Source organism: Mesorhizobium sp. M7A.F.Ca.ET.027.02.1.1, assembly GCF_004022985.1.
GTDB lineage: Bacteria > Pseudomonadota > Alphaproteobacteria > Rhizobiales > Rhizobiaceae > Mesorhizobium.
Window position 1 is genome coordinate 1 of sequence record NZ_RZOL01000075.1, and the last position, 19,766, is coordinate 19,766.

Sequence of the window (19,766 nt, forward strand, 5' to 3'; positions counted from 1 at the left end):
GGATGGTGTCCATCCTGTCGGCGGAATCAAGCAATCCCGCCCCTTCCGTGAACTCGGCCTCGAACTCGGCGACGATGCGCTCAAGATCGCTTTGCGGAATCGTCCGCAGCAGGCGGGCGCCCTCGATCAGGGCCTTCAGTTCTTCCTGCTTGAAGAATTTCAGCAGGCGGCTGGCCGACGGCTTGCCCATCGCCACAAGTATGGCGGCCGCCTTCTGCGCGCGGGTCAAGGTCACCGGCGTCGTCATGCCACTCGCCTCCGCTGCCACCGGCAAGCCCCGCAAACCATGTCTAGGCGCCCTTCGTGCCGGCGATGATTTCGGTCAGCCTGATGCCGAACCGCGACGGATCGCTTTCCAGCACGGTGATCTCGCCGCGCGCGATCTTGCGGCCGTTGACCACGACGTCGACAGGTTCGCCGATGCGGCGATTGAGCGCCACGGTCGAGCCTTTTTGCAGCGCCATCAGATCGGAGACCGGCATCTCGGTGCTGCCGAGGATGATCTGGACATCGACGGGGATGTTCATGATCACGCTCGAATTGGCTGATGAGGCCGCCCTGAAGGCCGCATCGGGGCGTTGCTCCTCTTCATGCAGGACACCGCGCAACTCTTCGATGGCGCGATCGAGTTGCTCGTCCGGCTGGTCGAGGTCGGCTTCCGCCTTGGTTTTGGCCATGATCGTCTCCAAATGCTCAGGCGCGTCCGGCGGCAGCCGGCATCAGCCCGTCGATAAAGTCCTGCCCGGCGTCGTAAGGATGCCTGATCCGGACGGTGTAATTCTGTCCCAGTTTGCCGAACTCGCATACGAACAGCGTCTTGCCCCGTGCGCTGAGACGCGCCTGGGACTGGGCCGTTTCCTCGAATTCGATGACGTCGCCGATTTCGAAACCGGCGAGGTCGCCGAGCGTCAGCCGCGCCAGCGGCATAGTGGCCTCGAGCGCCACGGTGGAGCGCATCACCTCTTCCGAAAAGCGGGCGCGCCAGCTGGGGCCGTGATCGTCGTCGCTGACAGGCACGGCTCCGTCGCGGCTGGCCAGCACGACGCGCTGCGGCATCGTCACCGTGACGGTGCCACTGTCGGCCGGCGTCGAGATGCCAAGCACGATACGGATTGCCGCGCCATCGCGCAGCACATACCGCTTCGCCTCGGTGCCGGACATTGCTCGCGGCGCGGGCAGGCGCAGGTCGAGCGAGCGCTTTCCCGATCCGTTGAGGGCCTGCGCGACCTGCTGGAACACCATGGTCGAAACATCGATTTCGATCTGCGACAGATCGCGTTCGATCGGCGATGCCGGCAGATCCGGGTCGCCGCCGAACAGGGTGCAGACCATGATCGCGATCGCCGGAGCATCGATCACCAGGGTCATCGCATCAGAGGACGCCGACGAGCCGATCACGGTCATGGCAAACGTGTCGCCGGCACGCGAACGCGCCTCGGGAACGCGGCTGACCTCGATCGCTTTGAGGTCGACGACGACCGGAACGCCAAGCTCGCTGGTCAGGCTTTTCTGCAACAGCGGTACGGCGCGTTCGGCCATGGCGCGGCCTGCGTCGATGACCTGCGCGGCCTCGCCGCTGTCGCCGACCAGACGCTCGATGATCAGCGAACGCGCTTCCGCTGGGCTGCCCGGACTGGTCATGACAGTGCTGGGACCGATCTATCGCGCATCGTTCAGGCGGCCTTCTTTTCGACGGTGCCGGTATTCATCGTGCTCTGCTCGACGGCATCGATCGTCGGCCGTTCATAGGACGAGATGGTCTTACGGCCGAACTCGATCGCCACCTGCGGCAGCGCGCCGTTCATGTAGGCCAGCAGCGTCTGCTTGACGATGATATAGAGGCGGTTCTTCTTCTCACGCACCGTCTTGATCTTGGTGGCGACCGGCCCGACCACCGAATAGGACAGGAAGATGCCGAGGAACGTTCCGACAAGTGCGGCACCGATCAGACCGCCGAGGATTTCCGGCGACTGGTCGAGCGCGCCCATCGCCTTGACCACGCCGAGCACGGCGGCGACGATGCCGAGCGCCGGCAGGCCATCGCCCACCGCCACCATCGCGTGATAGGCCTTCATCTTGTCGGACCTGATGGTCTGGATCTCTTCGTCCATCAGCGCCTCGATCTCGTGCGAGCGGGCATTGCCGATGATGATGATGCGGCAGTAGTCGCAGATGAAATGCGTCAGGTCATGATTGTGCAGCACGGTTGGGAACGCCTGGAAAATCGCCGACTCTTCCGGATTGTCGATATGCGCCTCGACCTCGCTGCGGGATTTCGAGCGCAGCTCGCGCATCAGCGAGTGCAGCACGCCGAGCGTCTCGAGATAGTCCTGTTCCTTCGGCACCGCCTGCTTGAAGGCTTCGAGAATGGCCTTGCCGGTGTCCTTGACCGTCTTCATCGGATTGGCAACGAGGAAGGTGCCAAAAGCCGCGCCACAGATGATCACGGCCTCCCATGGCTGGATCAGCACGTGAAGATGGCCGCCCATGGCCATGAAGCCGCCGAGGACGCAGCCGAGCGTTACCACCAGTCCAATCAGAATGCCCACGACAGGTCCTTCCGCATTTCACATCAGGAGCTAGGGATAGTCCCCGTGCCTTGTGTGAGGCTTGAATCGAGGGCGTGGAAGCGATTCAGTTTCGCGCAAGGAAGTAGGGGTATTGTGCCGGCATAGCTTCGGCCGGAGGCACGTCTTTGCTCAATACCTTTACCAGCTACCAGCTCATCACCAAGGACATTTCAAAATCGATCGACAGGATCGAGCAGCAGCCCGTGGTTGATCGCGACACCAAATATTATCTCGCGAATATCACCAAGGTGAAATCGATCGACGATTTCGTCAAAAACGACCGTTTGTTCAAGTATGCCATGAAGGCCTACGGGCTGGAGGACATGGACTACGCCAAGGCCTTCATGGTCAAGGCACTCAAGGAAGGCGTCTCCGATCCCGACAGCTTCGCCAACAAGCTGACCGACAAGCGTTACGCCGAATTCGTCAGCGCCTTCAACTTCGCCGCCAACGGCGCCGATGCGACCATCTACAACAAGACACAGCAGTTGGTGACCAAGAACTATGCCATCCAGGCCCAGATCGCCGGCCTCGATCCCAATTCGGCCTATGTGAAGGGCGAGACGACATACTATCTCGCCAACATCACCAAGGTGAAGTCGATCGACGATCTGATGTCGAACAACCGGCTCTACACATACGCGCTGGCGTCATTCGGTCTCGATTCCGCGACGGAGGACAAGGATCTCATCAAGCGGGTTCTGCAGGGCGGCGTCCGCGATCCCGACAGCGTCGCCAACAAGATGACGGACAAGACCTATGCCGCGCTTGCCTCCGCCTTCAACTTCGAGGCCTATGGCGAAAACACCACCACCATCAATCCGGCGCAGCAGCCGACCGTCGACAAATACATGCGCCAGACCCTCGAAGAGGATGCCGGTCAGGCTAACCAGGGTGTGCGGCTGGCGCTTTACTTCGATCGCAAGGCCCCAACCATCACCAGCTGGTATGACGTGCTGGCCGACACCGCGCTTGCCAGTGTCGTGCGCACCGTGCTCGGCCTGCCCGATTCCTTCGCCACCGCCGACGTCGACAAGCAGGCGCAGCTGTTCGAGCAAAAACTCGACATCTCGGATTTCTCCGACCCCGAGAAACTCGGCAAGTTCCTGACCCGCTTCACCAGCATGTACGAGATCAACCACCCGACTTCATCGGCCGTCACCTCGGTCAGCGTGCTGTTTGCCCAGCCACTCACAGTCGGCATCTCCACCGACCTGATGATGGCCATGCAGAAACTGAGGTTCTGAGACCATCATGCGGGATAGCCTGTACGTCGCCCTTTCGTCGCAGATCGCGCTCGAGCGGCGCCTCGACACCATCGCCGACAACGTCGCCAATGCCTCGACGATCGGCTTTCGCGCCACCGGCGTGAAGTTCGAGGACGTCGTCTCCGGCACCGGGCAGAAATCGGTATCCTTCGCCTCCCCGGGCAAGACCTACCTTTCCGGCGCCCATGGTGCCTTGAGCGAGACCGGAAATCCCTTCGATTTCGCCGTCCAGGGCGATGCCTGGTTTGCCATAGAGACGCCGGTCGGCACCGTCATGACCCGCGACGGTCGCTTTTCGATGAACGAGAACGGCGAGCTGATGTCGATCGAGGGCCACCCGGTGCTCGATGCCGGCGGCTCGCCGATCCAGCTTGATCCCCGCAACGGCCCACCCAAGGCCGGGGCCGATGGTTCGTTGCGCCAGAACGATCAGCTTGTCGGCTCGATCGGTCTCTACAATTTCGACCCAGGCCCGAACTTCGTCCGCTACGGCAATTCCGGCATCGTTCCGGCACGCACCCCGGAGCCTGTCACCGATCGCTCGGATATCGGCGTCGCCCAGGGTTTTCTCGAAGAGTCCAATGTCAATCCGGTGCTGGAGATCACCAGGCTGATCATGGTCCAGCGCGCCTTCGAGAACACCGCCGCCCTGATGCGGCAGACCGACTCCTCCACCGACGAGGCGATCAAGACGCTCGGCTCGAAATAATCCATGTCGCTCGACCAGCCATCCCTGCGCGCACTCGAAAGACAACTCCAGCCGGCGCCGGAAGACCGGCTTGCCGCGCTGGAACGGGTCTGGCGGCGTTTCGCCGACGCCGAGGCGCTGCTCAAGCGCGGCGGCCGCGTCATCGAAGTCACGCCCACGCACTACAAGGTGCACGGCCTTTCCGGCTTCGCCAGGCTGGGCGACATCGTCGAGCAGCGCGGCGATGCCGGTGCGCGGCGCGGCGAGATCGTCAAGATCGGCCGCGACGAGGCCGTCGTGGCACCCTTCGAACGCAGCGCCGATTCCGGCATCGGTGATGCCGTTTTCCGCCGAGGTCCGCTCGTGGTGGCGCCGCATGCCTCGTGGCGCGGCCGCACCATCGACGCACTCACCAGGACGATCGATGGCGGCCCGCCGCTCGCCCGGGGAGACGACACATCGCGCGGCGCCCAGACGACGCCGGGAGCCATGGCGCGGCAACGCGTCGGCACTGCCTTCATGACCGGCGTCAAGGTCATCGACATCTTCACGCCGCTCTGTTTCGGCCAGCGCCTCGGCATCTTTGCCGGCTCCGGCGTCGGCAAGTCGACGCTGCTCGCCATGCTCGCCGGCGCCGACGCATTCGATACCGTCGTGGTGGCGCTCATCGGCGAACGCGGCCGAGAAGTCCGTGAATTCCTCGAGGATACGATCGGCGACAGCATGGCCAAGACCGTCGCCGTCGTCGCCACCAGCGACGAAAGCGCCATGATGCGCCGGCGTGCGCCGGACACCGCCATGCGCGTCGCCGAGCATTTTCGCGACCAGGGGCATCGCGTTTTGCTGGTGCTGGATTCGATCACCCGCTTCGCCCACGCCCTGCGTGAGGTGGCGACGGGTACCGGCGAGCCGCCGGTCGCGCGCGGTTATCCGGCCTCGGTGTTCACCGAACTGCCCAAGCTGCTCGAACGCGCCGGGCCGGGCGGGGAAGGCAAAGGATCCATCACCGCCATTATTTCCGTGCTGGTCGACGGCGACGATCACAACGATCCGGTCGCCGATTCCGTGCGCGGCATCCTCGACGGCCATGTCGTGCTCGATCGCACGATCGCCGAACAGGGTCGCTATCCCCCCGTCAACCCGCTGTCGTCCATATCGCGGTTGGCCGGAAAGGCTTGGAGCGTCGAACAGCGCGCGCTGGTGACAAGGCTGAAGTCGATGATCTCGCGCTTCGAGGACACGCGCGATATCCGGTTGCTCGGGGCCTATCAGGGCGGAGTCGATGCCGAACTGGACATCGCCGTGCGCCAGGTGCCGCTGATCTATGAGGCGCTGACGCAAGCGCCGAAGGATCGCCCGTCGACCGACCCGTTCTCCGATCTCGCCCGCCACCTCAAGAGCAAGCTGAACGCCGATGCCGGAGACTGAACGCGAATATACCGAGCGCATTCTGCGCGACATGATCGCCGAGGCCAACGCCGTGGAGCAAGCCGAGGCTGACGAAACGAGAACCGCCAAGGCAAAGGCTGCCCGTGCCATCGCAGCCAAAGCCGAGGCCGTTCTGGCCAGAGCCGTCAAGCCAATCCTGCCACGGGCTGGCAAAGCCGATCCTGATCTGGCCAGGCCCGTCGAACCCGCTCTGCCCCGGGCTCCCCAGGCGGTGGCTGCCGAGATGACGCAGGCCAGCCGCGACTCGCTGATCGACGGGCTGTTCCCGCGCACCGAATGGCCGCAGCCGCCAAAGGCACCGTTTCCCCGACTGAAGAAGAAGTCCGACCGACGCAGCGATTTCGTCATAGCCGCGCTCGGCATCACGCTCGGCCTGATCTGCGCCCTGTTCCCCTGGTACATCTTCTTCAACCAGGACCAGTTTGGCGTCCAGGCGATGAAGTTCGGCGGCACCGGCTCCAATTCCGGGCGAGCGGGCGGCGGCGTGTTCGCCGAACGCAGCGCGCCGCTGACGGCAAAGGATATTCCCGCGGCCAATCTCGATCTTCTTGCCACGGGGACGGTGCGGGACGATGCCAATCCCGCAGCCGCACCCGACGAGCAACCGTTTCCGGCCGACGCGGCGAAATTCCGCATGGTTCATGTCGCTAACGGCCGTGCCATGATCCAGGACGACGCTGGCCTCTGGATCGTCCAGCGCGGCTCGATACTGCCTGACTCCAGTCAGGTGTCCTCCATCGAGCAGCGCAACGGCAAATGGGTCATGGTCACCAGTGCCGACCGGGTGATCGAACTCTCCAGATAAACGATCTCCGGCTCCCGCCATCCGCAAGGCCCGCGCAAGACTGGCGGCCTAGTCTCTGGGTACCTGCTCGGAGATTCCCATGGAGCCCGTTTCCCTTTTCGACCTCGCCGCCAAGCAAGCGCAATGGCTGGCCGTGCGCCAGTCGGCAGTCGCCGGCAACATCGCCAATGCCAACACGCCAGGTTATACGGCAAACGATGTCGAGCCATTCGAAAAGGTGCTCGACCGCGCTGCCGTATCGCTGCAGGCGACCCAGGCCGGCCATCTCGGCAATGCGGCGACCAATGCCGGCTTCACCATCAAGCCACAGGAGAATGACGGCGTCGTCATGCCGTCCAAGAACTCGGTCGTTCTGGAAGACCAGTTGCTGAAAGCCGGCGAGGTGCGCCGCTCCTTCGAGCTCAACACAGCGATCGTCAAGGCGTTTCATACGATGATGATGATGGCGGTGAAGAGCTGACCATGGACGCACTGACCGCAGCCCTCAAAGTCGCAGCATCCGGCCTCGGCGCCCAGTCGGAGCGCCTGCGCGTGGTTTCCGAAAACCTCGCCAACGCCCAGTCGACCGGCACCGCGCCCGGCTCCGATCCTTATCGCCGCAAGACCATCAGCTTCGTCTCTGAGCTTGACCGGGCCTCCGGCAGTTCAACGGTTGCAGTGAACTCGATCGATCGAGATCCCAGTGACTTTCCAGTCGAGTTCCAGCCCGGCAACGAGGCCGCCGACGAGAAGGGCTACGTCAAGATGCCCAACGTCAACGTGCTGATCGAAATGGCCGACATGACCGAGGCCAATCGCTCCTACGAGGCCAACCTTCAGGTGGTCAAGCAGGCCCGCGACCTGATTTCCATGACCATCGACCTGATGAGGAACCAGTAATGATCAGCGGTATCGGAGCGCTTCAGTTCAAGCCGTCGATCGGCGGCGACGACGCAGCCACAAGCCTGCTCCAGGGCGGCGCGACACCTTCGGCCGGCGGCACCATCGGCACCTCCTTCGCCGAGGCGCTGAGCCAGGCAGCCTCCAAGACCGTGAACACGCTGCAGAATGCCGAGCAGGTATCGTTGCAGGCGCTCAAGGGCGACGCCGACACCCGTCAGGTGGTCGACGCCGTGATGAGCGCGCAGCAGGCGCTTCAGACCGCCGTCGCCATCCGCGACAAGGTGGTTTCCGCCTATCTCGAAGTCAGTCGAATGGGCATCTGAGGAATTCCGCCATGAAAGCACTCGCCATCGCCGCCACCGGCATGAATGCCCAGCAGACAAATCTGGAAGTCATCGCCAACAACATCGCCAACATCAACACCACCGGCTACAAGCGCGCCCGTGCCGAATTCTCCGACCTGCTCTATCAGGTCGACCGTACACAAGGCGTGCCCAACCGCTCCAACGCCTCGCTGGTGCCGGAGGGCGTCTCGATCGGCCTCGGCGTCAAGACGACGGCCGTGCGCAACGTGCACACCCAGGGCGAACTGACCAGCACCGGCAACAGTTTCGACCTGGCGCTGACCGGCAGGGGCTGGTTTCAGATCGAGGGTGCCGACGGCGGCACGCTCTACAGCCGCGCCGGAGCTCTCAACACCAACGCCACCGGCCAACTCGTGACGGTCGACGGCGCTGCCGTCATTCCGGCAATCAATGTTCCCGTGGATGCCGTCGAGGTCATCGTCAACAAGACCGGGCAGGTCTTCGCCCGCATCGACGGCCAGACCGACCTGCAGAACCTCGGTCAGCTTCAGATCGCCAACTTCGCGAACGAGGCCGGCCTGGCGCCGCTCGGCGACAATCTGTTCCAGGAAACCACGGCTTCGGGGCCGGCGAATGTCGGCGTGCCGGGCGATCCCGGCTTTGCCACCATCCAGCAGGGCTATCTCGAAGCCTCCAACGTCGACCCGGTCAAGGAAATCACCGAACTGATCTCGGCGCAGCGCGCTTATGAGATGAACTCCAAGGTCATTCAGGCCGCCGACGACATGGCCTCCGTGGTCTCCAAGAACATCAGGTAACGCATGATGTCGACGCCCGGCCTCCTGTCCGCATTCCGCCGCACCGCGCTCGTCCTTGCGCTGGTGACCGGAGGCATGCCGGCTTTTGCCCAGGAATCGGCCAACCAGTCGGCCACCCGGATCGCCAGCAATCAAGCTGTCGGCGAGGTGGTGCTTATTCCGAGCCGGGTTATCTATCCCGGCGAGACCATCAACCTGGCTGCCCTGAAACAGGTCACCCTTGTCGTCGGCAAGCACAAGCCGGAGGCGGTCGCCACGCGGGCCGAAGAACTGGATGGCAAGGTCGCCAAGCGCACGCTGCTGCCCGGCCGCTACATTCCCTCCACCGCCATCCGCGAGGCCTGGCTGGTCGAACAGGGTGCTTCCGTGCAGATCTTCTTCATCGCCGGCGGGCTGACGATCTCGGCCACCGCCGTGACGCTGCAGCCGGGAGCCGCGGGCGACCTCGTCAAGGTTCGCAACATCGACAGCGGCAAAATCCTGTCCGGCACGGTGATGGCGGACGGAACCATCCAGGTCAGCGCTTCATGATGCGCGGGCTTACCCTGATGCTGGCAGCCGTGCTTGGCCTGCAGCCGGCGCTGGCCGACGGCCTGACGTCGAAGGCCAAGCGCGAGCTCGCCGCCAAGAATGGCGGCGTCTACAACGATCCCGAATATGATCCGGCCACCACCAGCCGCATGTTCCGGGTTTCGACCGGGCCGAGTTCGCTGCCGCCGGGCCAGGTGGCCGCGCGCATCAAGGACATCGCCCAGTTGCAGAGTTCGCGCGACAATCAGCTCGTCGGCTACGGCCTGGTCATCGGCCTTGCCGGATCGGGCGACAGCCTGCGCAACTCGCCATTCACCGAACAGTCGATCCGCGCGATGCTCGAAAATCTCGGCATCGCCACCGAAGGCGGCAGTGCGCGCGCCAAGAATGTCGCCGCCGTCATCGTCACCGCCAACATGCCGCCCTACGTGCAATCGGGCGCCCGCATCGACATCGACGTCTCCTCGATGGGCGACGCGACCTCGCTTTCCGGCGGCACGCTGATCATGACCCCGCTGAAGGCGGCGGACGGCGAGATCTATGCCGTCGGCCAGGGCTCGGTCATCGTGTCCGGCTTTACCGCCCAGGGACAGGCCGAGCAGCTGACGCAAGGCGTGCCGACCTCCGGCCGCGTGCCGAACGGCGCCATCGTCGAGCGTGCTGTCCAGGCCGAGTTCGACGATCAGGCGGTCCTGACGCTGCAACTGCGCAATCCCGATTTCTCGACCGCTATCCGCATCGCGGACGCCATCAACGACTACACCGGCCAGCGCTTCGGCATGCGAGTGGCGGCAGAGCGCGATTCTCGCACCGTGCAGATCAGAAGGCCGAAGGGTGTCTCGGCGGCGCGCTTCTATGCCGAAATCGAGAATCTGGTGGTCGAATCCGACACGCCGGCCCGTGTCGTGATCGACGAGCGCACCGGCACCATCGTCATCGGCAATGACGTCAAGATCTCACGTGTCGCCATCAGCCACGGCACGCTCACCGTGCGCATCACCGAAGCGCCGCGCATCGTCCAGCCCGAGCCCTTCTCCAAGGGCGAGACCGCCGTCGAACCGTTCACCGCCATCGACGCCAGCCGGCCCGACGCCCGCGTTGCCGTGCTTGACGGACCCGATCTCCAGACCCTCGTTTCCGGCCTCAACCGCCTCGGCGTCAAGCCGGATGGCATCATCGCCATCCTGCAGGGCATCAAGTCGGCCGGGGCTCTGCAGGCCGACCTGGTTCTGCAATAGGCGATGCCGATGACGCGCTCCTTCCCACGCCATGACGGCAGACACCGCAAAGCCGCGATCCTGCTCGCGACCGCTATTCTCGCGACGCTGCCCTTTGCCGGCGACACTGCGCGCGGCGAGGAGACGGTCCGCCAGGTCCTGCCGGGGGCACCGGTGGCAGCGGCGCCGCAGCAATTGACGCGGGAAAAGGCGCCGGACCAAAGCGAGATCGAGCGCTTCTGCTCAAACATCGCCGACGCCGCCCGCGACCGCCGCTATGTCCTGCAGGCGGAGGAACTGAAGCAGCTCCAGGCCGGCATTGACGAGCGCATGAAAGCTCTCGATGCAAAGAAAGCTGAATACGAGACCTGGCTGAAGCGGCGCGAGGTTTTCCTGGCCCGGGCAGAAGACGGCGTCGTCCAGATCTACGCCGGCATGAAGCCCGACGCCGCCGCCGAGCGGCTGGCCATCGTCAACGCCGATCTGGCTGCGGCCATATTGATGAAGCTCGATACACGCAAGGCGAGCGTCATCCTCAACGAAATGGACCAGAAGGCGGCGGCGACGCTCACCGGCATTATGGCCAGCGCAGCCCGAAGGGTAGATCCGTCATGATCCGGAAAATGCTTGTCCTGTGCGCGGTCACCATGCTCTCGGGTTGCGGAACCAACCTCAAGGAGGTCGGCAGGGAGCCGGCTCTGTCCCCGGTCGGCTCCGGCATCGATGGCGGCAGCACCGGCTCCCTCTATCGCTACCCGCAAACGCCGCCCGCGCCAGTCAAGAAATTCTCGTTGTGGGACGACCGCCAGAGCCGGCTGTTCACCGACCCGCGGGCGCTGTCCCAGGGCGACATCCTGACGGTCAAGATCAAGATCAACGATCGGGCCAACTTCAAGAACCAGAACGACAGGAGCCGCACCGCCAATCGCAAGCTCGGTTACGACCTCAGCGCGCAGTGGGACAAGTGGAGCACCGCCGGCAAGGGCGCTGGGGCTCTCAGCTCCACCACGGACACGACTGCCGACGGCGAGATCAAGCGCTCGGAGACGCTTGAGCTCAATGTCGCGGCGATCGTCACCGATGTGCTTCCCAACGGCAATCTGATGATCACCGGATCGCAGGAAGTGCGCGTCAACGCCGAGCTCAGGGTGCTGACGCTCGCCGGCATCGTGCGGCCGGCCGATATCGGCGCCGAAAACACCATCCCCTACGAACGTATCGCCGAGGCTCGCATCTCCTACGGCGGACGCGGTCGCATCACCGAGGTCCAGCAGCCTGCCTACGGCCAGCAGATTCTCGACCAGGTTCTTCCGTTCTAGGATCGGAGCAGGGCGCCGTGGCAAATATCGAACAGGTTCAGCCACGCAAGGGTCCCTCCCCTGCTATCCAGGCCGGCCTGCTGCTGCTTGTGACGGCGGCCGCCATTGGCATGGGCTGGATGTCCGGCGGTTATCTCAAAGGCGTCGGCGCACCGGCGTCGGTACCGGTCGCGCCTGAGAACGAAGGCAAGATCATGCAGCCCACCGCGGCCGAGCAGCCGGGCCTGGGCCCGATGCTTGTCGTGCTGGCGCCGATCACCACCAACATCGCCTCGCCTGCCGGCACATGGATCAGGATGGAGGTGTCCATCGTCTATGACGCGCCGCAGCCACAGGCAATGTCTGATGACATCCACCAGGACCTTCTGGCCCTGGTGCGCACGTTGAAGATGCATCAGATCGAGGGGGCCAGCGGCTACCAGCACCTGAAGGCCGACCTCGAAGAACGCGCCGCGATCCGCAGCCAGGGTCACGCCAAACAGGTACTCATCAGGACATTGCTGCTCGAATGAGAAAGTTCCTTCTCGCCACGGCCATGATCGCGGCCGCCACCTCCATCGCGACGGCCCAGCAACTCGATCTCGGCGGCATCGGCAAGGCTGACGGCACCACCGTAGGCTACATCATCCAGATGTTCGGCCTGCTGACCGTTCTGTCGGTGGCGCCAGGCCTGCTGATCATGGTGACCAGCTTCACCCGTTTCGTCATCGCCTTCTCGATCCTGCGCGCCGGCATCGGCCTGCAGTCGACACCGGCAAACCTCATCCTGATTTCGCTATCGCTGTTCATGACGTTCTACGTCATGGCGCCGACCTTCGATCAGGCCTGGAACACCGGCGTCAAGCCGCTGATGGACAACCAGATCACCCAGACCGAAGCCTTCGACAAGATTTCAGACCCGTTCCGCACCTTCATGCTGCACAATGTGCGTGACAAGGATTTCGACCTCTTCGCCGACCTTGCCCGCGAGCGCGGACAGACCGTTTCGCGTGACACCGTCGACCTGCGCATCCTGGTGCCGGCCTTCATGATCTCGGAGATCCGGCGCGGTTTCGAGATCGGCTTCCTGATCGTGCTGCCATTCCTCGTCATCGACCTGATCGTCGCCACCATCACCATGGCGATGGGCATGATGATGCTGCCGCCGACAGTGGTGTCGCTGCCGTTCAAGATCCTGTTCTTCGTCCTGATCGACGGCTGGAACCTGCTTGTCGGCAGCCTGGTGCGCTCCTTCAACTGACCCTGCCGCGCCGGCTCGAAATCCCAGCAATATATTTTCGATTAACCGTCCGGTTTAGCCCTTTGGTAGGGACTTGCCCGCATATTCGCTCGCAGATGGCGGGTGATCGATTTTGAGAGATCATGGGCATGATGCCGCACCGTCATACCGGTAGAGCCGGTATGTAAAAAATACCTGTAAAATCAAGGTCCGAGTACCATGTCCAGCATCATGACGAACAGCGCCGCATTGACGGCCCTGCAGAGCCTCAACGCCACCAGCAAATCCCTCACCGACACCCAGGCCCGCATCTCGACCGGCTACAAGGTCTCGCAGGCTTCGGACAACGCCGCTTACTGGTCGATCGCCACCACGATGCGCTCCGACAACCAGGCAATGTCCACCGTTTCGGACGCTCTCGGCCTCGGCGCCTCTAAGGTCGACACAGCCTATACCGGCATGAGTAGCGCGATCGATACGATCAACCAGATCAAGACCAAGCTGGTCGCGTCCTACGGCCAGACGGACGCCTCCAAGGAAAAGACCCAGGTCGAAATCGCCGCCCTTCAGAACCAGTTGAAGGCCTACGCCGATGGCGCCACCTTCTCCGGCACCAACATGCTTTCGGTGTCCACTGCGACAGGCACCGCGGCCGACGTTAAGATTGTTTCGGCCTTCAACCGCGACGCGACCGGCGCGGCTTCGATCTCGACGATCGATGTCAATGTGGAAAGCATCAAGCTGTACGATGCCGGCGCGGCACCAACCGCCAAGGGTATTCTCGACACGGCCCGCCTCGGCACCACGGGCGCTGCTGTTGCCACGGCCTCGGCACCGACGTTGGGCGCTGCCGCAGCGGTTACCGACACCTATTCGGTTGCCTCGCTGACTATCTTCTCGGGTGGCACGGCCGCCAGCGATAGCCAGATCGCGCAGCAGATGAACGTCGTCGATGCCGCGCTCAAGGCCATGACCAACGCCGCCACCACGCTCGGCGCCGCCAAGAGCAGTATCGACCTGCAGAAGACCTTCACCTCGAACCTGATGGACTCCATCGATCGCGGTGTCGGCCAGCTCGTCGATGCCGACATGAACAAGGAATCGACCCGCCTCCAGGCCCTGCAGGTCCAGCAGCAGCTCGGCATCCAGGCGCTGTCGATCGCCAACGGTTCGTCGCAGTCGATCCTGTCGCTCTTCCGCGGCTAATCGCATCCGCCAACTTGCACTAAAATCGGGCCGCGCCAAAAGCGCGGCCCGATTTCGTTTGCTCGGACCGCGCGCAACGCTCTGTCGTTAACTCTCGAAAGGCCGCGCTTAACAGGCTGTTAACCATGTCCCGCTAATTATGGTTAACCAATAGCTTACAACGGTTGGCGAATCGGCCCTACTGGCACGATACCACGGTTGAAGCAGGCCTATCCGGCATGTCTGAGCATGTCGGCCTTTGAGAAGGAGCGACTTTCTTGGCGAGTATCATGACCAACGCCGCGGCGTTAACCGCGCTTCAAAGCCTCAGCGCCACCAACAAGTCACTCGAGCAGACACAGGCCCGCATATCGACGGGCTACCGTGTCTCGCAAGCTTCGGACAACGCGGCCTACTGGTCGATCGCCACCACGATGCGCTCCGACAACCAGGCCCTGTCGACGGTGCAGGATGCACTCGGCCTCGGCGCCTCGAAAGTCGACACCGCCTACACCGGCATGAACAATGTGCTGACAACGATCGGCCAGATCAAGACCAAGCTGCTTTCGACCGTCGGCCAGACGGACGCAGCCAAGGCAAAGACGCAGACCGAGATCAAAGCGCTTCAGGCGCAGATGAAGTCGTTCGCCGATGCGGCCACCTTTTCAGGCTCGAACTTCCTAGCGGTGACCTCAAAGCAGGTCGCGGCCGCCAATGACGGCGTCCAGCCCGACTCCCAGATCGTGTCCTCATTCAATCGTTCCTCATCCGGCGCCATCTCGATCGGGACGATCGATATCGATGTCGAGAGCACCAAGCTTTTCGACTACGGCCTCGCCGCCGAGGTCAAGAATTACGGAACCCTCGATCGCCAGACGTCCATCTATTCCACGGGCGCCGCCCAGACCCTGTACGACAACGCCTATGCGGGCGTGATCGCGGGCGGAGGAACGGACATCGCCGCGAACACCGCCGGCCAGACGGCGGCGGGAGCGGTCGCCAAGGTCGACAATATCTCCGCCTACAACCTCGATATCACGGCACCAGGCATTACCGACGACATCATCACGCAGATGGTGAACAGGATCGATAACGTCATGGCCCAGCTGACCGACTCCGCCACCATCCTCGGTTCCGCCAAGAGCAGCATTGACCTGCAGAAGACCTTCACCCAGAGTTTGATGGACTCCATCGACCGCGGCGTCGGCCAGCTTGTCGATGCCGACATGAACAAGGAATCGACCCGGCTCCAGGCACTGCAGGTTCAGCAGCAGCTCGGCGTTCAAGCGCTGTCGATCGCCAACAGCGCCTCGCAGTCGATCCTGTCTCTGTTCAAGAGCTGATCACGGGCGCCACCGGCGCCGTCCTTTCCATCAGATAATCGGGCCGCGCCGCCAGCGCGGCCCGATTTCATTTTCGCACAAGCTTCGAAGACTAGAGTTCCGGCGGACAATCATGCTGGGAGTCGTTGAACCGTGCCGGAACAGATCCAGAGCATCATCTCGAATCTCCGCGGGTTTGGCGTGAAGCGCCTCGCCATGCTGGCGGGCATCGCCGTTCTGGTGATGGGCGTCATCGGCATCGCCTCGGTCTATCTCAACCGCCCCGCCTATGACACGCTCTATGTGGGACTCGACCGCGCCGACGTGAACCAGATCGGCCTGGTGCTGGGCGAAGCCGGCATCGGTTTCGATGTCGGCGCCGATGGAACCTCGGTTCTGGTGCCGGCCGGCACCACCGCTCAGGCCCGCATGCTGCTTGCCGAGAAGGGTCTGCCGACCAGCGCCAATGCCGGCTACGAATTGTTCGACAATGTCGGCTCGCTCGGCCTCACCTCCTTCATGCAGCAGATCACCCGCGTGCGCGCGCTGGAAGGCGAGATCGCCCGCACCATCCAGTCCATATCGGGCATCAAGGCTGCGCGGGTCCACATCGTCATGTCCGAACGGGCCAATTTCCGCCGCGACGAGCAGCAGCCCTCAGCCTCCGTGGTCATCCGCTACGCCGGCATCGACGCCGAGAAGAGCGCCATGTCGATCCGCCATCTCGTCGCCGCCGCCGTTCCCGGCCTGTCGGCAGACAAGGTGACTGTTCTCGATTCCAGCGGCAATCTGCTGGCCGCCGGCGACGATCCTTCCAACACCAGCGCCGCCCGCACGCTCGGCGTCGAGCAGACCGTCGAGGCGCAGATCGGAGACAACATCCGCCGTGCGCTGACGGCCTATCTCGGCCCCGACAATTTCCGCGCCAGCGTCAAGGCCGAGGTCAACACCGACACCCGCCAGACGGAAGAGACCATCTTCGATCCGAATTCCCGCGTCGAACGCTCGGTGCAGTCGGTGCGGGCCAACGAGAACAACAACCAGAAGCAGGCTTCCACTCCGGCCAGCGTCGAGCAGAACCTGCCCGAGACCCAGGCAACCGCCACCGATGGTCCGCAATCCTCCTCGCAGAACGACCGCAGGGAAGAGATCACCAACTACGAGATCAATTCCAAGAAGATCGCCACGGTCTCAAACGGCTACACCGTCACCAAGATGTCGATTGCCGTGGTCGTCAATCAGCAACGGCTGACGGCCATCCTCGGCAAGGACGCCACGCCGGAGCAGATCGCCAAGCGCGTCGCCGAGATCCAGAAGATGGTCACGTCCGCTACCGGCCTTGACGAAAAGCGCGGCGACATCATCGACGTCTCGGCGGTCGAGTTCATCGACGGCCTGGATGGCGAGGCGATCCCGCAGGCGGGAATGCTCGATTCGATCGGCCAGCATGCCGGCACGATGATCAATGCCGGTGCCTTCATCGTCGTGGTGTTCCTGGTCGCCTTCTTCGGCCTGAGGCCGATGGCCGCGGCGCTGACGGCAAAGGCTACTCCGGCCCTGGCAGGTCCCAGCTTCGACGACGTCCAGCGCTCGCTGCCGACGCCGGAGGCAATGGCGGCCACCGACAGTGCCGCGATTGGGAGCTTGCCAGGCACACGCCCAGGCCCCACGCCGCTCGACGATCTTCGCCAGAAGATCCGGCCGGCGCCGCAGGACAGGCTTGCCAGGATGGTCGATCTCAACGAGGAGCGCACCGCGCAGATCCTGCGCAAATGGGCCGCCCAGGAAGTGGCGGTGTAAACCATGCCCTCCGTAGCCCTCTTCGACCTTCTGCCTGATTTCGGGACGCGCGCGCAACGTGCCGGCCAGTCCCGGGCAGCAATCGATCCCGAACACAAGCCCGAGACGCTGGCGCCGCAGGCCGATATCGGCACGCTGATCGCCGAGGCGGTTGCCCAGGCGGAGGCAGCGCTGGAGGTCCGCCTGTCGGCTGCGCATGACGCCGCGCTCGAAGCCGAACGCCAGGCCAATGCCGAGGAAGCAAGGATATTTCTCGAAAGCCTCGGCGACGATGTCGGCAAGGCGGTCTCGTTGCGCATCGATGCCATGGAGGCGCGCGTCACCGGACTTGTCGCCGCCACGGTCGCCCGCATCATCGGCGGCATCGTCAGCGACGATCTGCAGAAACGTTCGATCGAGGCATTGGCCGGCGCCATCCGCGAAGCGGTCGGCGATGCCGAAGCGGTGCGCATCGTCGTGCGCGGCCCGCTCTCGATGTTCGAAACACTGAAGGCGTCGCTCGGACCCCGCGCCGCCAATCTCGATTTTGTCGAGGCGCCAGGCTTCGACCTGACCGTCGCCATCGACGAGGCGGTGTTCGAGACGCGCATGGCCGAATGGTCGACGGTCCTCTCGGAGGTCCTGGCATGAGCGTCGCAGACGCCGACCACGGCCGCCACGAGATCATCATCGTGCGGCGCAGCCATGACGACCATGACGAGGCCCACCATGGCGGCGTCTGGAAGATCGCCTTCGCCGACTTCATGACGGCCATGATGTGCTTTTTCCTGGTCATGTGGCTGATCAATGCCGCCAACGAGCAGACCAAGGCAGCCGTCGCCAGCTACTTCAACCCGGTCAAGCTGGTCGACCGCAATTCGAGCCGCAAAGGTCTTGAGGATCTCGGCGACGGTCCGCGCGCGATCGGGACGACGGCCGACAATCCGAAGAAGGCGACCAACAAGGCCGGCCAGGACGGCGATGGCTCGGCGGACCGCAAAGAAGACAAGCAAGAACTCCCGCAGGCGGAACACTCCGACGAGCACCTGTTCGCAGATCCCTATGCGGTACTTTCAGAAATCGCCACCGACACTGGCGTAATGCAGAATGTCAGTCAGAAGGGTGACGGCGGCGCCCAGGCAGCCGGCCCGGCGACGGGCGCCTCCGGCGGTGCCTCTTACCGCGATCCCTTCGAGCCGGATTTCTGGTCGCAGCAGGTGGCGGCGCCAGCCGCCGAGGCCAGCGCCGAGCGCACCAGGACCGAGGGCGATCCGCTCAAGCCCGGAGATAAGACCGCCGAAACGCAAGTGCTTAAAGTCAAAGCCGTGCCGCCTGTTGCGGCCACCCCGCTTGGGCCGCAGGCAAAGGACGTGACCGGCAAGCAGGCCGCGAACCCTGCCACCGCAATGGCCGGCGAGACCAAACCGGACGGCACCAAGGCCGCCGACGCAGCCAAGGCGGAGCCTGAGGCGCAAAAGGCCGCCAAGCCCGACATCGGCGAGAAGGCACCAACCGCGGCTGCCCTAAAGGCAGCGGCCGACGTCAAGCGGCAGTTGGCCGATGCTTTCAAGCCTGGCGACAAGCTGCACGACGGCGTCTCGGTCGAAGCCACCGACAAGGGGGTCGTCATCTCGATCACCGACCAGCTCGACTTCGGCATGTTCGAGGTCGGCTCGGCGTTGCCGAGACGCGAACTGGTGCTGGCGATGGAGAAGATCGGCCGCATCGTCAACAGCCAGAAGGGCACTATCAGCATCAACGGCCACACCGATGCCCGGCCGTTCCGCAGCGACAGCTACGACAATTGGCGGCTGTCGACGGCACGCGCGCATTCCGCCTATTACATGCTCGTGCGCGGCGGCGTCGACGAACGCCGCATCACCGAGGTTGCCGGCTTCGCCGACCGCCAGCCGAAAATAGCAGCCGATCCATTGGCGGCCGCGAACCGTCGCATCGAGATCCTGATGGCGACCGGCGGATGAAGCGAGCGGCCGTCACCCGCCGGTTGATTGGCCTGCTGCTGCTGGCCGGCGGACACCCGTCGACCGGTTTCGCCCAGGACGCGCTGCAGCCGTATCAACTGGTGCGCTCGCTGCAACTCATCCAGGACCGCATAGCCGCCGGCGATCATGCCGCCCTGCCGATGCAGGCCAAGCTGCTGGAGATGGCGGACGCGCGCCTGCGCGCGGCGAATGCCGAGGACTACAAGGATCCCAAGAACTTTCGGGCCCTGCTTGTCTACGGCATGAGCGGCGGCAACCCGGTGACCGTCGAAGCGGCCACGTCGCGCGCTACGACGGATCCGCAAAGCCTTGCCATCGCCAAAGGCGTGATTGATTACCTCAACGGTCGGCCCGGCGAGGCTATCGAAGCCTTGAGGCCGATCGATCCCATGACGCTGCCTCCGGA

The 19,766-nt window shown here is 63.8% G+C and carries 22 protein-coding genes and 2 pseudogenes; 20 read left to right on the forward strand and 4 right to left on the reverse strand.

Annotated elements, in window-relative coordinates:
• From EN749_RS11435 to motA, 4 genes and pseudogenes are all read right to left on the reverse strand, one after another.
• Positions 1-247 (reverse strand): annotated as a pseudogene (locus EN749_RS11435) (flagellar motor switch protein FliG); the annotation flags it as partial.
• Between the two features lie 43 nt (positions 248-290).
• Positions 291-677, reverse strand: coding sequence for a flagellar motor switch protein FliN (fliN, locus tag EN749_RS11440; protein WP_023809994.1), 387 nt, complete (start codon positions 675-677; stop codon positions 291-293).
• A 16-nt stretch (positions 678-693) separates the two neighbouring features.
• On the reverse strand, positions 694-1,641 hold the full coding sequence (locus EN749_RS11445) for a FliM/FliN family flagellar motor switch protein (RefSeq protein ID WP_127269588.1): 948 nt from the start codon (positions 1,639-1,641) through the stop codon (positions 694-696).
• Positions 1,642-1,673: 32 nt separating this feature from the next.
• On the reverse strand, positions 1,674-2,549 hold the full coding sequence (gene motA, locus EN749_RS11450) for a flagellar motor stator protein MotA (protein ID WP_127290388.1): 876 nt from the start codon (positions 2,547-2,549) through the stop codon (positions 1,674-1,676).
• A 146-nt stretch (positions 2,550-2,695) separates the two neighbouring features.
• Here motA and EN749_RS11455 point away from each other — a divergent pair, with 146 nt between their 5' ends.
• The 20 genes and pseudogenes from EN749_RS11455 to EN749_RS11550 all read left to right on the forward strand — a co-directional run.
• Entirely contained in the window at positions 2,696-3,817 is a 1,122-nt protein-coding gene (locus tag EN749_RS11455; protein ID WP_127320967.1) for a DUF1217 domain-containing protein, read from the forward strand.
• Positions 3,818-3,824: 7 nt separating this feature from the next.
• Entirely contained in the window at positions 3,825-4,547 is a 723-nt protein-coding gene (gene flgF / locus EN749_RS11460; protein ID WP_127380744.1) for a flagellar basal-body rod protein FlgF, read from the forward strand.
• 3 nt (positions 4,548-4,550) lie between these two features.
• A complete protein-coding gene (gene fliI / locus EN749_RS11465; protein ID WP_128363170.1) occupies positions 4,551-5,954 on the forward strand; it encodes a flagellar protein export ATPase FliI in 1,404 nt (467 codons plus the stop codon).
• Positions 5,941-6,780, forward strand: a complete 840-nt coding sequence (locus EN749_RS11470; protein ID WP_128363171.1) for a hypothetical protein — start codon at positions 5,941-5,943, stop codon at positions 6,778-6,780. Before fliI ends, EN749_RS11470 begins: the two co-directional genes overlap by 14 nt.
• A gap of 79 nt (positions 6,781-6,859) precedes the next feature.
• Positions 6,860-7,240, forward strand: coding sequence for a flagellar basal body rod protein FlgB (flgB, locus tag EN749_RS11475; protein WP_027038255.1), 381 nt, complete (start codon positions 6,860-6,862; stop codon positions 7,238-7,240).
• 2 nt (positions 7,241-7,242) lie between these two features.
• The gene (gene flgC, locus EN749_RS11480) at positions 7,243-7,659 is read left to right on the forward strand and encodes a flagellar basal body rod protein FlgC (RefSeq protein WP_013529797.1); all 417 of its coding nucleotides are present in this window, start codon (positions 7,243-7,245) and stop codon (positions 7,657-7,659) included.
• Entirely contained in the window at positions 7,659-7,985 is a 327-nt protein-coding gene (locus tag EN749_RS11485; protein ID WP_127397190.1) for a flagellar hook-basal body complex protein FliE, read from the forward strand. Before flgC ends, EN749_RS11485 begins: the two co-directional genes overlap by 1 nt.
• A gap of 11 nt (positions 7,986-7,996) precedes the next feature.
• Positions 7,997-8,785 carry a flagellar basal-body rod protein FlgG gene (gene flgG / locus EN749_RS11490; RefSeq protein WP_013529795.1) on the forward strand — a complete coding sequence of 263 codons (789 nt, stop codon included), beginning with the start codon at positions 7,997-7,999 and terminating at the stop codon, positions 8,783-8,785.
• A 3-nt stretch (positions 8,786-8,788) separates the two neighbouring features.
• On the forward strand, positions 8,789-9,316 hold the full coding sequence (gene flgA / locus EN749_RS11495) for a flagellar basal body P-ring formation chaperone FlgA (protein ID WP_128363172.1): 528 nt from the start codon (positions 8,789-8,791) through the stop codon (positions 9,314-9,316).
• Complete coding sequence (locus tag EN749_RS11500) at positions 9,313-10,554, forward strand: flagellar basal body P-ring protein FlgI (protein ID WP_128363173.1); 1,242 nt, start codon at positions 9,313-9,315, stop codon at positions 10,552-10,554. Before flgA ends, EN749_RS11500 begins: the two co-directional genes overlap by 4 nt.
• A gap of 3 nt (positions 10,555-10,557) precedes the next feature.
• Positions 10,558-11,148: a MotE family protein gene (locus EN749_RS11505; protein WP_164762499.1), complete on the forward strand. Its 591-nt coding sequence runs from the start codon at positions 10,558-10,560 to the stop codon at positions 11,146-11,148.
• Entirely contained in the window at positions 11,145-11,852 is a 708-nt protein-coding gene (gene flgH, locus EN749_RS11510) for a flagellar basal body L-ring protein FlgH (RefSeq protein ID WP_127257844.1), read from the forward strand. Before EN749_RS11505 ends, flgH begins: the two co-directional genes overlap by 4 nt.
• Before the next feature lie 17 nt (positions 11,853-11,869).
• Entirely contained in the window at positions 11,870-12,364 is a 495-nt protein-coding gene (locus EN749_RS11515; RefSeq protein WP_127399238.1) for a flagellar basal body-associated FliL family protein, read from the forward strand.
• Complete coding sequence (gene fliP / locus EN749_RS11520) at positions 12,361-13,092, forward strand: flagellar type III secretion system pore protein FliP (protein ID WP_127290412.1); 732 nt, start codon at positions 12,361-12,363, stop codon at positions 13,090-13,092. Before EN749_RS11515 ends, fliP begins: the two co-directional genes overlap by 4 nt.
• Before the next feature lie 198 nt (positions 13,093-13,290).
• Positions 13,291-14,277: a flagellin gene (locus EN749_RS11525; RefSeq protein WP_127271439.1), complete on the forward strand. Its 987-nt coding sequence runs from the start codon at positions 13,291-13,293 to the stop codon at positions 14,275-14,277.
• 257 nt (positions 14,278-14,534) lie between these two features.
• Positions 14,535-15,599 carry a flagellin gene (locus tag EN749_RS11530; protein WP_127270046.1) on the forward strand — a complete coding sequence of 355 codons (1,065 nt, stop codon included), beginning with the start codon at positions 14,535-14,537 and terminating at the stop codon, positions 15,597-15,599.
• A 132-nt stretch (positions 15,600-15,731) separates the two neighbouring features.
• Positions 15,732-17,378 (forward strand): flagellar basal-body MS-ring/collar protein FliF, encoded by a 1,647-nt coding sequence (gene fliF / locus EN749_RS11535; protein WP_128363174.1) that lies wholly within the window; start codon positions 15,732-15,734, stop codon positions 17,376-17,378.
• A gap of 3 nt (positions 17,379-17,381) precedes the next feature.
• Positions 17,382-18,008, forward strand: a complete 627-nt coding sequence (locus tag EN749_RS11540; RefSeq protein ID WP_128363175.1) for a hypothetical protein — start codon at positions 17,382-17,384, stop codon at positions 18,006-18,008.
• A complete protein-coding gene (locus EN749_RS11545; RefSeq protein WP_128363176.1) occupies positions 18,005-19,339 on the forward strand; it encodes a MotB family protein in 1,335 nt (444 codons plus the stop codon). Before EN749_RS11540 ends, EN749_RS11545 begins: the two co-directional genes overlap by 4 nt.
• A pseudogene (locus EN749_RS11550) lies at positions 19,336-19,766 on the forward strand (chemotaxis protein MotC); the annotation flags it as partial. The gene EN749_RS11545 and the pseudogene EN749_RS11550, both read left to right, overlap by 4 nt.

Bases quoted from the DNA above. Each gene is read 5' to 3' on its own strand.
- fliN (WP_023809994.1), bottom strand. From the start codon at position 677: ATGGCCAAAACCAAGGCGGAAGCCGACCTCGACCAGCCGGACGAGCAA.
- EN749_RS11445 (WP_127269588.1), bottom strand. From the start codon at position 1,641: ATGACCAGTCCGGGCAGCCCAGCGGAAGCGCGTTCGCTGATCATCGAG.
- flgF (WP_127380744.1), top strand. From the start codon at position 3,825: ATGCGGGATAGCCTGTACGTCGCCCTTTCGTCGCAGATCGCGCTCGAG.
- fliI (WP_128363170.1), top strand. From the start codon at position 4,551: ATGTCGCTCGACCAGCCATCCCTGCGCGCACTCGAAAGACAACTCCAG.
- EN749_RS11470 (WP_128363171.1), top strand. From the start codon at position 5,941: ATGCCGGAGACTGAACGCGAATATACCGAGCGCATTCTGCGCGACATG.
- flgB (WP_027038255.1), top strand. From the start codon at position 6,860: ATGGAGCCCGTTTCCCTTTTCGACCTCGCCGCCAAGCAAGCGCAATGG.
- flgC (WP_013529797.1), top strand. From the start codon at position 7,243: ATGGACGCACTGACCGCAGCCCTCAAAGTCGCAGCATCCGGCCTCGGC.
- EN749_RS11485 (WP_127397190.1), top strand. From the start codon at position 7,659: ATGATCAGCGGTATCGGAGCGCTTCAGTTCAAGCCGTCGATCGGCGGC.
- flgG (WP_013529795.1), top strand. From the start codon at position 7,997: ATGAAAGCACTCGCCATCGCCGCCACCGGCATGAATGCCCAGCAGACA.
- flgA (WP_128363172.1), top strand. From the start codon at position 8,789: ATGATGTCGACGCCCGGCCTCCTGTCCGCATTCCGCCGCACCGCGCTC.
- EN749_RS11500 (WP_128363173.1), top strand. From the start codon at position 9,313: ATGATGCGCGGGCTTACCCTGATGCTGGCAGCCGTGCTTGGCCTGCAG.
- EN749_RS11505 (WP_164762499.1), top strand. From the start codon at position 10,558: ATGCCGATGACGCGCTCCTTCCCACGCCATGACGGCAGACACCGCAAA.
- flgH (WP_127257844.1), top strand. From the start codon at position 11,145: ATGATCCGGAAAATGCTTGTCCTGTGCGCGGTCACCATGCTCTCGGGT.
- fliP (WP_127290412.1), top strand. From the start codon at position 12,361: ATGAGAAAGTTCCTTCTCGCCACGGCCATGATCGCGGCCGCCACCTCC.
- EN749_RS11525 (WP_127271439.1), top strand. From the start codon at position 13,291: ATGTCCAGCATCATGACGAACAGCGCCGCATTGACGGCCCTGCAGAGC.
- EN749_RS11540 (WP_128363175.1), top strand. From the start codon at position 17,382: ATGCCCTCCGTAGCCCTCTTCGACCTTCTGCCTGATTTCGGGACGCGC.
- EN749_RS11545 (WP_128363176.1), top strand. From the start codon at position 18,005: ATGAGCGTCGCAGACGCCGACCACGGCCGCCACGAGATCATCATCGTG.